The 12,223-nt window shown below is 50.4% G+C and carries 13 protein-coding genes; 5 read left to right on the top strand and 8 right to left on the bottom strand.

Going from position 1 to position 12,223, the window contains the following annotated elements; translation table 11 throughout:
* The first annotated feature begins 43 nt into the window (after nt 1–43).
* The 4 genes from rplQ to IE074_RS06570 all read left to right on the top strand — a co-directional run bounded on the left by rplQ (nt 44) and on the right by IE074_RS06570 (nt 3,877).
* Complete coding sequence (rplQ, locus tag IE074_RS06555) at nt 44–433, top strand: 50S ribosomal protein L17 (protein ID WP_169293361.1); 390 nt, start codon at nt 44–46, stop codon at nt 431–433.
* Between the two features lie 215 nt (nt 434–648).
* Complete coding sequence (locus IE074_RS06560; protein ID WP_189384640.1) at nt 649–1,491, top strand: aromatic ring-hydroxylating dioxygenase subunit alpha; 843 nt, start codon at nt 649–651, stop codon at nt 1,489–1,491.
* Between the two features lie 35 nt (nt 1,492–1,526).
* Nucleotides 1,527–3,230 carry a Rieske 2Fe-2S domain-containing protein gene (locus IE074_RS06565; RefSeq protein WP_189384642.1) on the top strand — a complete coding sequence of 568 codons (1,704 nt, stop codon included), beginning with the start codon at nt 1,527–1,529 and terminating at the stop codon, nt 3,228–3,230.
* A gap of 8 nt (nt 3,231–3,238) precedes the next feature.
* Nucleotides 3,239–3,877, top strand: coding sequence for a glutathione S-transferase family protein (locus tag IE074_RS06570; protein ID WP_189384643.1), 639 nt, complete (start codon nt 3,239–3,241; stop codon nt 3,875–3,877).
* A 38-nt stretch (nt 3,878–3,915) separates the two neighbouring features.
* Here the strand turns inward: IE074_RS06570 and IE074_RS06575 are convergent, their stop codons facing one another.
* The 5 genes from IE074_RS06575 to IE074_RS06595 all read right to left on the bottom strand — a co-directional run bounded on the left by IE074_RS06575 (nt 3,916) and on the right by IE074_RS06595 (nt 8,481).
* Nucleotides 3,916–4,746, bottom strand: coding sequence for an ABC transporter permease (locus IE074_RS06575; RefSeq protein WP_189384645.1), 831 nt, complete (start codon nt 4,744–4,746; stop codon nt 3,916–3,918).
* A gap of 66 nt (nt 4,747–4,812) precedes the next feature.
* Nucleotides 4,813–5,889, bottom strand: a complete 1,077-nt coding sequence (locus IE074_RS06580) for an extracellular solute-binding protein (protein WP_189384646.1) — start codon at nt 5,887–5,889, stop codon at nt 4,813–4,815.
* A gap of 43 nt (nt 5,890–5,932) precedes the next feature.
* Nucleotides 5,933–6,970, bottom strand: coding sequence for an ABC transporter ATP-binding protein (locus IE074_RS06585; RefSeq protein ID WP_189384649.1), 1,038 nt, complete (start codon nt 6,968–6,970; stop codon nt 5,933–5,935).
* Nucleotides 6,971–6,974: 4 nt separating this feature from the next.
* Nucleotides 6,975–7,745 carry an ABC transporter permease gene (locus IE074_RS06590; RefSeq protein ID WP_189384650.1) on the bottom strand — a complete coding sequence of 257 codons (771 nt, stop codon included), beginning with the start codon at nt 7,743–7,745 and terminating at the stop codon, nt 6,975–6,977.
* A gap of 97 nt (nt 7,746–7,842) precedes the next feature.
* On the bottom strand, nt 7,843–8,481 hold the full coding sequence (locus IE074_RS06595) for a TIGR00725 family protein (protein ID WP_189384651.1): 639 nt from the start codon (nt 8,479–8,481) through the stop codon (nt 7,843–7,845).
* Nucleotides 8,482–8,640: 159 nt separating this feature from the next.
* Between IE074_RS06595 and IE074_RS06600 the strand changes: the two genes are divergently transcribed.
* On the top strand, nt 8,641–9,411 hold the full coding sequence (locus IE074_RS06600) for a DeoR/GlpR family DNA-binding transcription regulator (RefSeq protein ID WP_189384652.1): 771 nt from the start codon (nt 8,641–8,643) through the stop codon (nt 9,409–9,411).
* 77 nt (nt 9,412–9,488) lie between these two features.
* Here IE074_RS06600 and dsbD read toward each other — a convergent pair whose 3' ends face one another.
* The 3 genes from dsbD to IE074_RS06615 form a co-directional block, all read right to left on the bottom strand.
* Complete coding sequence (gene dsbD / locus IE074_RS06605) at nt 9,489–11,381, bottom strand: protein-disulfide reductase DsbD (RefSeq protein WP_189384653.1); 1,893 nt, start codon at nt 11,379–11,381, stop codon at nt 9,489–9,491.
* Nucleotides 11,382–11,391: 10 nt separating this feature from the next.
* Entirely contained in the window at nt 11,392–11,724 is a 333-nt protein-coding gene (cutA, locus tag IE074_RS06610; protein WP_189384654.1) for a divalent-cation tolerance protein CutA, read from the bottom strand.
* A 94-nt stretch (nt 11,725–11,818) separates the two neighbouring features.
* On the bottom strand, nt 11,819–12,082 hold the full coding sequence (locus tag IE074_RS06615; RefSeq protein WP_189384655.1) for a SinR family protein: 264 nt from the start codon (nt 12,080–12,082) through the stop codon (nt 11,819–11,821).
* Nucleotides 12,083–12,223: the final 141 nt, after the last annotated feature.

Consider the following 12,223-nt stretch of genomic DNA (forward strand, 5'->3'; position numbering starts at 1 on the left):
GATCAGCCGATCATCTTAAATTTAGATTCATAGGAAATATATCATGCGTCATCGCAGTGGTTTACGTAAATTAAATCGTACTAGCAGCCATCGTCTGGCTATGTTCCGCAACATGTCTGTATCCCTGATCCAGCACGAAGCGATTAAAACAACATTGCCTAAAGCTAAAGAGCTGCGCCGTGTCATCGAACCCCTGATCACCTTAGCCAAAGAGCCAACCCTGGCCAATAAACGCCTGGCATTTGCCCGTTTGCGCGATCGTGATGCTGTAGTTAAACTGTTTGCTGAAATCGGTCCCCGTTTCCAGGAGCGTAATGGTGGTTACACCCGCATCCTTAAAATGGGTTTCCGTCAAGGCGACAATGCACCTATGGCTTTCATGGAATTGGTTGACCGTCCAGAAGTTGCTGACGAAGTTGTTGACGCCGAGTAATTGAGCAATCAATCATTCAGGTATCAGGAAAAGCACCCTTAGAGGGTGCTTTTTTTACACCTGACTATGTCATGGTATGGTTATTACTTTATATTGGCTGAGCCGGGCCAACATGACACAATGTCCATAATGCGCGTAATATGATTGTGTGCCGGCTTGGTTGTTTTGTAATTGATAAGGGCAGGTTTCCTGCCATGGGCTGTGAAGGTGTGAACATGAAAATCGAATCGGTTGTGCTTGACCAATGGTATCCGGTAGCCACGGAAAACATGCCTGTTGCAGGCAAGGCTTACCATACGCAGTTACTGGGGCAGCCCATTGAATACGGATTGGACGAAAATGCCGCGTTTTATGCCATTCAGTGCAATACCCGGGTGCGGTTACCCGTATTCAGGCAGCATTATACTTATTGGGTCAGCCTGGGAAATCCGCCGGCCCTGTTTGATATTCCCGAATTTCACGAGGCTGAACGGCGTGTGCTGGCGACGGTGCCGGTATGCGTGCGTGCGTCCGGTTTGCGGGTCATCGAAAATTTCCTGGATATGGCGCATTTCCCGTTTGTTCATGAAGGGACGCTGGGTGAAATGCCGTATACGGCAGTCAAACCTTACCGTGTTGAGATTGAAAATGATGAACTTTATGCACGGGACGGCGAGTTTTATCAACCCATGGCCGCCTTCAGTCATGAAGGGGGCATGAATATTGCGTATATTTACCGGGTATGCAGCCCGTTTAGTGCCTTATTGTATAAAACCTGCCCCTTGCAGCCGGCCAAAAAAGACCTTGTATGTCTTTTTGTCCAGCCCTGCGATGAAGACCGCAGTATTGTTCATATGCCCATGGCTTACCTTGATGACAGCGCCAGCCTTGAAGATCTGCGTTTGTTTCGGCAAAGCATTCTTGGCCAGGATCTTGCCATCTTGAATAATCAGGTGCCGCGTAAGCTTCCCCTGCTTTCCGATCTTGAAATTTCAACCGGTGCAGATGCCTCTTCGCTTGCGTATCGACACTGGCTAAGTGAAAAAGGCGTTTCCTATGGAACCTTTCAGAATCCCTGAAATACAGTCTGTCTTAATGCTGATAAGAGTTGAATATGTTTGAAGATAAATGGTTTCCCGTTGCCAGAGCTGATGAACTGGTCTTGCGTCACGTGTTTCATGCCCAATTGCATGGCGTGGAATTGGCTTTATGGAGAACAGACAAGGGTGAGGTCAATGCCTGGGAAAACCGCTGCCCACACCGGGGCATGCGCTTGACCCTGGGTATTAATACCGGCAAGAGCCTGAAATGCCAATACCATGGCTGGCAGTTTCACTCCGGGGACGGTCAGTGTTCAGTGGTTCCTTCCATACCCGATGGCAGCATGCCGCACTCGGCCTGTGCCAAAAGCTTTTCCGTGGCAGAAAAAAACGGTTTTGTCTGGGTCAATCTTGCCCGCGATTATTTAAGTGAGCCAAGCACGCTTGTTCATCCTTTTTCCTTGCCATCCAGTGTGTTGCGCAGTATCACCGTCAATGCGCCATTGGCGCTTGTCAGGGCGAAGTTGCCGGGTTTCTGTCATTATGACCGGCATGTCGACAGACAAACCTTTCAGGCTCAGGAAGATGGCTTGATGGTGCATGTCTGCTGGCAGGAATATATGCTGCAAACCATTGAAGTGCTGTTCATGCTGCAGCCGGCACATACCGAAAAGACCGTGATTCATGTGATGTGTAACCAAAGTGATGATGAACTGAAGTGGACACGTCGCATTAACCAGGCTCTGGTAAACCTGAAGCTTGAACTGGAGGCCGACAGGCAGATCAGGGAACACGAGCCGCTTATTGCCCCCCAGCCGGTACAGGCTTTGCCGCGCTGGTTACCGGCGCGGGTTGTCGAGCGCGAGGAAATTGCCGAACAGGTGGCCTCATTTCGTTTGCACTTGCCATCATTTAACCGTTTCAAGGGGATCGAGGCCGGCGCGCATATTGATGTCCGCACGCCGCAAGGCCTGGTGCGACAGTTTTCCCTGGTGGAATGGGACACGAAAGCGCAGGAGCTGTTGATCGGGGTCAAGCTTGAGCCCGAATCCAGGGGAGGCTCAGCCTCTTTGTATAACGAAGTCAGGGAAGATAGCGTACTGGAGATTTCAGCTCCCAGGAATCATTTTCGCCTGGTGCCCGGCAAAGGCGGAACACTGATTGCCGGCGGGATTGGTGTGGCGCCGCTTGTGGCCATGGCAACCCAGCTGGAACATGAAAAACTGCCCTATCATTTGCATTATTTCGTGCGCAATATCTATTCCCGCGCTTTTGTGGACCAGCTTAACAAACTGGCTAACGTTTCATTTTATCAGGCCATGCAGCCAGACCAGGTGTCTGAACAGCTGAACTCCATTCTGGCCAAGGTAACGCCCGAGCAACCCAATGTCTATGTTTGCGGCCCTAAAGGTTTGCTTGATACTGTCTTCAAGGTAATCCGCGAGAATGGCTGGTCGCATATCCAGGTTCGTCATGAGCTTTTTTCCAACCGGGTGACTCATCAGGATGAGCACACATTCAGGGTCACGCTGGCCAGATCGGGGCAAAGCTATATCATTCCTTCCGGTGTCAGTATTACTGATGCCTTAAGGGAATACGGGGTGCATATTGAAACTTCGTGTGAACAGGGGGTATGTGGCACCTGTTATACAAAAGTCCTCTCAGGCAACATCAATCACAAGGATGTTTACCTGAGTGAAGAAGAAAAACAAAGTGGCGCTTGCATGATGCCTTGTGTATCACGTAGCGCAAGCGGTGATTTGATACTGGATATTTAGGAGCGGGCATGTTGAGTTTGTACGATTGCGAGTTTTCGGAAAATTGTTATAAGGTTCGCCTGTTCCTGAGTATTCTGGGGCAGGAACACCAGCTTATCCCGGTTGAGCTTTTTCCGGGGCAGGAGCATCAACAGGCCCGTTTTCGTGCCATCAATCCTTTGGCCAAAGTGCCGGTACTGGAAGATAACGGGTTTATTGTGCGCGATTCACACGCCATTCTGGTTTATCTTGCCTGTAAATATGCCCCTAAGGGAAAATGGTATCCACTTGAGGATGCATCCCGGATTGCCAGTGTCCAGATGTGGCTGTCCTTTGCCAATGACCTGAATGAAACGGTTTCAACCGCACGCTGGGCACAAGTGTTTGGAAAGGATGAAAATGTGGCTCTGCGGTGCAAGACGGCCCGGCAATTGCTGGCGGTTATCGACGAACACCTGTGGTTTGCCGAAAAGGCAGGTCATGCGTGGCTGTGCCCAGGTGAGCGTCCCACTATTGCCGATCTGGCCTGTTTCCCCCATATCATGCTGTCTGATGAGGCCGGTATCTCCTTGATTGATTACCCGGCCTTGCGTCGCTGGACAGACCGCGTCAAGGGGATCAATGGCTTTACGGTCATGCCAGGCATTTTCAGTGCAGCAAACAGTTAAGACTATATCCTTGGCCAGAAGTGGTGACGGTATTTCTCTTAATGTGAGCGCCGCCTGTTTTTTCCTGAAGAGACAAACACTTCACCAAGGGCAATAATAATGCAGCACAGGGCCATCAGGATCAGGGAGATGGCGGCAGCAGACGGCAGGTCGGTGCCACCTTCGGAGATTTTGCTGTAAAGCAATAAGGGCAGAATATTCATTTGGGTACCTACCAGCGCCAATGCCGTGCCGTAGGCGCCCATGGCCACGGCTGCGGTCAGGCAGTAGGCAGAGACCAGACTTGGCAATATCTGGGGCAACATGACTTCCAGAATGGTACGCAGATAACCGGCACCCAGTGAGCGTGCAACAGACAGCTGGACCATGTCAAAATTTTGTACTGCAGGCAATAAGATCATGATTACCCGTGGGATCAGATAATATGAGTAGGCGAGGCCCAAGCCTATTGGAGAATATATCAGCGCACCAACGACGGCAGGATCAAAGCCGAACAGGGCTGCAATTTGTGTGACAAAACCCGCACGGCCGAAAGCCAGAATAAAACCATAGGCAATAATCAGCCCTGAAAAGGTTAATGGCAAGGAAATGGCAAACAGGGAAGCGGTACGCATGCCGGGTTTCATGCGGTTCAGTGCCATGGCAACACAGAATCCGATAGCAACTGAAAATAAAGGGGCTACGGTTCCCAGTACGATGGTTCCCCACAAACCTTTCTGAAACAAAGGGTCAGACAGGACGCGTCCAAATGCGGATTTATCCGAGATCGCTTCGCCAAGGATCAGAATGACCGGCAGGATAAAGCATAGGCAAAACAACACCAGGCCGGGCAGGGTGAAAATGGCAAAGCGTTTGTGTGAAATGAGCATGATATCAGTCAACCGTAGAAAGCAGGGATGGCCATATGGCCATCTCCTGATGATACAGGGTGGGTATTATTGACCCAGGACAGCCTGTGCCCATTCTTTGTCAATGTTGGTTTTTTGGGCAGTAGCCTTGGCAATCTCGATTGGCTTGATCTGGGGCGCATTTTGCAGTTTGGCTGCAACGTCTTCAGGCAGTTCAATGCCAGGAACCGAAGGGCGAACAAAGCCTTCGGCAAAGGTTACCTGCCCTTGATTGGTCATGATGTAGTTCAGCCACAGTTTGCCTGCATTGGGGTTAGGGCCGTTTTTGACCAGGCTGATGGCATAGGGAGCAGCGGCAGAGCCTTCCTTGGGAATGATGACATCAAGGTCATCGCCCATGCCATCAACGAACTTGGCTTTCAGACCATCATTTTCATAGCCGATCCAAATAGGGATTTCGCCTTTCAGGAATTGAGCATAAGGGGTAGTGCCAACCGTGCGCAAGACGTTGCCGGTTTTTTGCAGTTTGCCCAGATACTCAATGCCAGGCTTGATGTTGTCCATGTCACCGCCATGGGCAAAATTGCTGGCGAACACAATAACCTGTCCCTGGCCGGTTGAGCGGGGGTCTTGATACACGATACTGCCTTTGTACTCGGGCTTGAGCAGATCGGCCCAGGTTTGCGGCACGTTTTTAACCAGTTTTTTATTGACCAGGAAAGCGATGTTCAGGGTATGCACGGTAAACCATTTGGCATCTTTGTCTTTAAGGGTTTCTGGCAATTTTTCATAATTGACGGGTTCAAATCCGGTCACTACGTCTTTGCTGACGGCATCCAGTGCTGAAGCCGCAAAATAATAGGCGGTGTCGGCCTGCGGGCGATTGCGTGACTTGTCCAGGGCAACAACGGTTGCGGCAGAGCCAAGGTCGTTGTAAACCAGTTCTACGCCCGGATAACGTTTTTTGAACGCATTGAATTGTGCGTTCCAGTTAGCCCAGGTGGGACCGGTGTCAAAGGAAACGACCATGCCTTCTTTTTGGGAGGCTTCGTATAGGGCTTTTTCGCCTTCGTAAAGTTCAGGGCCGTCAAATGCCTGGGCAGCAGAAGCGGCGGTACAGAGTGCGGCAATCGAGATAAGTCGCAGCGGGTTGAATCGGGTCATCGTATTCTCCAAGGGGTTAAGTGAAGATGGGTGGGGTGGATGTTTATTCTGCCGGTAATAGTTTGATGGCTTCGATCGGAATCGTTACTTGTTCAAAAGGTTCGCGTGACAGGGTATCCATGCGTAATAGTGCTTCCTTGATTTTCAGGTCGATCCGGCGGGTCGAACCCAGAAACCGGTCTGCATGAATATGGCCTTGCAGGATATTGGATGTGGGCTGGCCGGGTTTGATGCCGGGCACTACTGATTCTGGCCTGATCATGACGGTAACAGGTGTGCCGGGCGAATAATTGCCCGTATCACAGCGTAAAATACCGGCTGGTGTTTCTACGTGGTTTTTCTGGCCTCCCGTTTTTCCATTCCATAAATTGGCCTGTCCAATAAAAGAGGCTACCCAGCGATTGGCCGGTTTGTCATAGAGTTCTTTGGGGGTGCCTAACTGGATAATTCTGCCGGCCTGCATAATAGCGATACGGTCGGCAATCGAAAGCGCCTCTTCCTGGTCGTGGGTGACATGCAGGGTGGCGATATTGGCGTTGCGCTGCACCCGCAGGATTTCATCGCGCATTTCAACACGCAGGGCCGCGTCAAGGGCAGACAGTGGTTCATCCAGCAGGAGCGCCTTTGGAGAAAATACCAGTGCGCGTGCAAGTGCCACCCGCTGTTGTTGGCCTCCGGAAAGCGACAAGGGCATGCTGGAGGCCCATTTTTTCAGGCTGACCCGATCCAGTGCTTCTAAGGCCATGGCGCGCCGCTGTGTTTTGGCAAGTCCTCGGATTTTCAGCGGATAGGCAACATTATCCAGCGCAGACATGTGAGGAAATAGTCCATAGGACTGGAATACGATGCCAAGCTCCCGTTTTTCAGGTGGCATGCGGGTAATCTCTTTGCCATCAAGGATGACCGAACCGGAGGTTGGTACGGCAAAACCGGACAGCATCTTGAGCAGGGTTGATTTGCCAGAACCGGATGGCCCAATGACGGCCAGAAACTCACCCTCGTTAATTTCCAGGTTAATATCGAATACGCCATTGGCGCTGTCAGGATATTGGTAATTGACGTTTTTAAAAAGAATCGGCATGAGTTCAGCCTTGTTTTGTCAGGGTTGAGGTGGCGGTGCTTCCCAATGAAGCCAGAATGGCCAGAAAAAGCAGGACAACAGTGGCGGCACAGGCAAAACCGGTGGCACCATAAAAGGCCTGAAGCAATACAACTGGGTAAGTTCTGGACAGGAAGCCGGCAATCAGGTTGGAGATCTGGAATTCGCCAATGGACAGGGCGGCAACCATTAGCAGGGATGAAAATATGCTGGTGCCAATCAAGGGCAGCACAATGTCTTTCTGGCGTGTCCAGAAACCGGCGCTTAGTGTTGCCGCCACTTGTTCATAACTATCCAAACGCTGTTGCTGCATATCGGCCAGTACGGTATTGACTGTGTAAGGAATGGTCAGAATGGTATGGGCGGCAATCAGCAGCCAGATACTGCCCAGCCATGGCAGGGTATCTGAAGAAAAAACCAGAATAAATCCGAAGCCAAGCACCAGATCAGGGACGGCAATAGGTAAAAGTGCCATGATTTTGGCAGCCAGTTGTACCCCACGGCGGGCACTTGCGTAAATGGCGTATGCCAGGGGAACGCCAATCAGGATATTCAGTACACAGGTTGCCAGTACAACCTTGATGCTGGTCCAGAACGCCCTTCGAAAACTCGGATCATTGGCGAGCTGTTCAAACCATTGCCAGGTGAAACCAACCGGCAGGATGGTGTTGCTCCAAGACTCACCAAAAGCACCAATGAGTAACAGTACAATGGGCGTGAACAGGAAGACGAGATATAAGATCGTAATTAGTAGCACGACTTGCCGTCCATGGTTATGTAATAAAGTTTACATTTTATAAGGTGAAAATGAATGTTTTATTACAATCATTCATTTATGTCAATGTATGTATGGTTTATTTGGGGTGATCGCAACGCAGCAGGTAAGCGGCGGTACAGCTGACAATGTCGTCAATATCGCTACAGGCAACGGCACCTGGCAAAACCGGAGCATTTCCCAAAGTCAGGATGAGTTTATCGAAATGAAGTCCGAAAGCCATTTCCGACATCGTGCCATATCCGCCACCAATGGCAATCAGGACCGGGCAGGCCTGGGCAATAATGACATTGCGCGACTTTCCAATTCCAGTGGCAATCGGAATGCTGATATATGGATTGGCTTGGGTCCATTCCGTTTCTGGAATCAGGCCGATGGGCATTCCCCCAGCTTCAAGATGACCTTTGGCAACCGCTTCCATGACACCGTTCTTGCCGCCGCACAGCAACTGTAACCCCGCCTCGGCCATGGCCTTGCCCAGCTGGCAGGCATATTGGTATTCTTCTTCAGTGGCTTCACGGGGACCAATAACGGCAATCGGTACTTTACGTAGACGTGGCTGTAACAGCTTCAGGGCTTCAATTGCATCTACTTCCCTTGCATCCTCGGCAAGGGTTTCGTTGATGGCATGCCATTTCCACTGCCAGGGATCGAATTGGAAATTGGGATAATAAAAAAGAATCTGCTGTTTTTCAGACCACAACAAAGTACGGTTCATATAGGATTCCAAAAAAATAGTGTTGGATGGACAACTACCCAGGGGCAGGAGTTTGGAGGTTTGTTAATTATAATGTAAACAAACTTACATTATAATTAAATTATTATGTAGGCTTCATGACGACCTGGCAGTCGTTGGTATCTTGATTTCAAATAAAGTATGACTTTTGAACTAAACAAACGGCAATTGAAAATCCTTGAAATGGTTACTGAACAGGGGTTTGTCACCATAGAGTCCCTGGCGACTTATTTTGACATTTCCCAGCAAACCATCAGGCGTGACATCATTCTGATGGATCAACATCAGTTTTTGTGCCGTTTCCATGGCGGGGCAGGTATTGCACAAGATCAGAAACGCATCTCTTATTCCGACAAGCAACAGGTTGCCGTGGAAGCCAAAATGAAGATGGCGCTTAAGGCCATGACACTGGTGAAACCGTCAATGACTGTTTTTATTGATGTAGGTACATCGGCAGAAGCATTGGCCCGGGTTCTTAGAATCAGTGAAATTAGCCCTTTAAGAGTGGTCACGGCCAGTATTATTGTGGCCAATATACTGCTTGATATGCCGGGAGCAGAAATTCTGGTGCCGGGTGGCAGCTTGAAAACAACCGATGGCGCATTGGTGGGCGGGTTTGTAAGTCAGGTACTGCGTTCATTCCGTTATGATCTTGGTTTTATTGGTGGTTCGGGTTTTGACGTGAACGCAACCCTGATGGATTTTGATGTGGAAAAGGTGCTGGTCAAGCATGCTGCCATTGATAACAGTCATAAAGTGGTGGTGCTGGCAGATTCAGGTAAATATCGTCGTAATGCCAGCATTAAAGTAGTGGGAGTGGAAAAAATGGGTTATCTGGTTTCTGATGCCCTGCCATTTGGTTCTTTGCGAGAACAAATGCAAAAGGCATCGGTGGAAGTGTTGGTGGGCTAAACAATACGCGGGTAAGAACAGGTGTTACTGCCTGTTAAGCCCGGTTTTCCGGATAAAGACAGAACAGACTACCCGGTTCAATTCAACACTTTATCCAGCGTCCCGGAGAATTTTTCGGCATTCTGAAAACCCACGACGCGGATTTTTTCAAGTTCCTGGCCTTGCTTATTGAAAAAGACAATACCTGGTGGGCCAAACAGCTTGAAGCGTTTTAACAGCTCGCGATCGGCTTCGTTGTTCTTGGTGACATCTACCTGCAACAGCAGCATCTGGCCCAATTTCTGCCTGACGGTGGGGTCGGAAAAGGTGAAAAGTTCCATTTCCTTGCAGGAGATGCACCAGTCGGCATAAAAATCCAGCATGACGGGTTTGCCGGCATTTGCAACCGTGTTTTCGAGCTCTGCCAGTGTTTTAACCAGCACAAACGGGGTTTTTTCCACGGCTGCGGTGTTGCCCCGTTCGGCAGACGCCTGGCTGTTGCCAGCGCTTAAGCCCTTGAGCGGGCTGAGCACGCTTTGCCCACCGGCAGCCAAACCCAGTATGAGCAAAATGGCCCATAAGGCAAACAGCAGGCCAGTCGCCTTGAACAGCAGTTTCAGAATGCCGTTATTGTTGGGTAAAGGGTTAAATGCACCCAGTAACAGTGCCAGGCACATGGACAGGAAAGCCCAGGCCAGCATGTTGAACCAGCCTGGGGTGATGGGCATGATCATCCAGACTGCGGTGGCCAGTAACAGCAGGCCGCAGAAGTTCTTGATACTGTCCATCCAGGGGCCGGCCTTGGGCAGTAAGGCACCTGAAGATGTGCCCAGGATTAACAGGGACGTGCCCTGGCCCCAGGCCAGTACAAACAGGGCCAGGCCACCGGTGGTCAAGTCGCCGGTTTGTGAAATGAACAACAGCACGCCGGCCAGAGGAGCTGCCACACAAGGACCGCAGATCAGGGCGGAAATTATGCCCATGAAGAAGGCATTGCCCATGCGGCCGCCTGGCATGCGGGAAACTTTTTCATTAAGGGAAGACTGCAGGCTGGCGGGCATTTGAATGGTAAAGGCCCCAAACATGCCAATGGCCAGAATGACCAGGACAACGGCAAACAGGCCAAGCACCCACGGGTTCTGGATCCAGGATGCCATCACGGCGCCAATAGAGGCGGCCAGAATGCCCAGGATGGTATAAACAACCGACGTGCCCAGCACGTACATAAGGGTCAGGTTCAGACCCCTGAAGCGTGAGACGGCGGCATGGCCGGCTTTGCGATCACCCACCACAATAGACAGCAGGATGGGCAGCATGGGCAGTACGCAGGGCGTAAAGGACAGCAGAACCCCAAGGGCAAAGCTGAGCAGGATGATTTTCAGCAGGCTGGCATCGCCCAGCCAGGCGGCAATGTCGGTATCACCGGCATCAAACAGGGAAATGTTATTGTTATTGCTGGCTGATAAAGCTGGCGGGCCGCCCAGCAAGACGCCTTCACCTGCCGTGATCTCATAGCCGGTAGCGGTGGGGCTCAGGCCAATTTCATAGGTCATGGGCGGATAGCACAGGCCTGCATCGGCACAACCCTGGCCAATCAGCTCAAGGGTGAAAGGATCACTGCCTTGGTTTAGGGGTAACTGGATTTCAACATTGTTGTAATAGACCTCCATTTCCTTGTCGAAAGTGGGGTCATATTTTATTTGTCCCGAGGACGGATATATGGGCTTGCCCAGCAGCATGCCTGCCTGGGTGGCGCTGTCATTATCATCTTTAATATGATATTCAAAGCGCTCGCGGTACATGTAATATTTTGGCGCAATGTCAAAACGGATTTTCAGCAGGTTGTCGGTTTGCATTTGGGCTGAAAATACAAATGCCTTTTCGGGAGCAAGGAAATCTTCTTCTGCCTGCAATGGAGAGAGGGCGGCGAAAAAAAACAGGGTGAAAACAGAAAATAACCAGAGAATTTTTTTGTACAGCGATGCAATCATGGGGCTTGACTCAAATTTTTGTTTGTTGCTGGACCCAGTATAAATAGGGGGCGTGTCCATCCAGGATGGGCACCACAATGATTTCGGGTAATTCATAAGGATGCAGCTGGGCAATTTTCTGAATACAGGCCTGCTGGCTTTCCCGGGTGGTTTTTATGGTTAAGGTGATTTCTTCAGTGCCTTCAACCACATTTTCCCACAGGTAGATAGACAGGCCTGGCGCACTTAGGTTCACACAGGCGGCCAGTTTTTCTTCGACCAGGATATGGGCAATGCGTTTGCCCAACAGCAGGTCGGGAACCGTGCTGTAAATAACAATGCAGTTGCCGGTATCTGTTTTCATGAAAATGACCTTTGAGATAAACACAAAGGTCATTTTAACGTATGAAGGCGATGACTTGCCTGACCCGGGTTAAGGAAACAGGCTTTGGCACAGATTAATGTTCAAGCAGCAGACGGTTTTTTTCAGAAATGCCGATGCCTGCCCAGTTGTTACCCAGTTCGCTAACCAGCAGGCAGTCGTTAACACTTAGGGCTGGTAAAAGCAGGTCGCGCACCTGATTGGCATCCAGGTTGGTGGAAACAATATAGCTGGCGTCAAAACAATGCCAGCGGTTGGGGAAGTGCTCGTCAATGATTTCTTTTAGGCGGGTATAGCGTGAACCCAGCAGGCGCAGGTCGTAAGCGATCAGGATTTTCATGGTATTGCCTTTTGCTGATGGTTGATTGGTTTGCTTATCTTAATGACAATTGGCAAGAATAGCCATGGGTAAGGCTGGATAGATTGAAAATTGTCTGGCCGGTGACGGGGCGGCCAGACGGTTTGGATGAAATTCCGGAAG

Origin of the sequence: Advenella faeciporci (assembly GCF_014652395.1) — a bacterium.
GTDB classification, from domain to species: domain Bacteria; phylum Pseudomonadota; class Gammaproteobacteria; order Burkholderiales; family Burkholderiaceae_B; genus Advenella; species Advenella faeciporci.

Coding starts and splice junctions, on each gene's coding strand:
- rplQ (WP_169293361.1), top strand. CDS start 44: ATGCGTCATCGCAGTGGTTTACGTAAATTAAATCGTACTAGCAGCCAT.
- IE074_RS06560 (WP_189384640.1), top strand. CDS start 649: ATGAAAATCGAATCGGTTGTGCTTGACCAATGGTATCCGGTAGCCACG.
- IE074_RS06565 (WP_189384642.1), top strand. CDS start 1,527: ATGTTTGAAGATAAATGGTTTCCCGTTGCCAGAGCTGATGAACTGGTC.
- IE074_RS06570 (WP_189384643.1), top strand. CDS start 3,239: ATGTTGAGTTTGTACGATTGCGAGTTTTCGGAAAATTGTTATAAGGTT.
- IE074_RS06575 (WP_189384645.1), bottom strand. CDS start 4,746: ATGCTCATTTCACACAAACGCTTTGCCATTTTCACCCTGCCCGGCCTG.
- IE074_RS06580 (WP_189384646.1), bottom strand. CDS start 5,889: ATGACCCGATTCAACCCGCTGCGACTTATCTCGATTGCCGCACTCTGT.
- IE074_RS06585 (WP_189384649.1), bottom strand. CDS start 6,970: ATGCCGATTCTTTTTAAAAACGTCAATTACCAATATCCTGACAGCGCC.
- IE074_RS06595 (WP_189384651.1), bottom strand. CDS start 8,481: ATGAACCGTACTTTGTTGTGGTCTGAAAAACAGCAGATTCTTTTTTAT.
- IE074_RS06600 (WP_189384652.1), top strand. CDS start 8,641: ATGACTTTTGAACTAAACAAACGGCAATTGAAAATCCTTGAAATGGTT.
- dsbD (WP_189384653.1), bottom strand. CDS start 11,381: ATGATTGCATCGCTGTACAAAAAAATTCTCTGGTTATTTTCTGTTTTC.
- cutA (WP_189384654.1), bottom strand. CDS start 11,724: ATGAAAACAGATACCGGCAACTGCATTGTTATTTACAGCACGGTTCCC.
- IE074_RS06615 (WP_189384655.1), bottom strand. CDS start 12,082: ATGAAAATCCTGATCGCTTACGACCTGCGCCTGCTGGGTTCACGCTAT.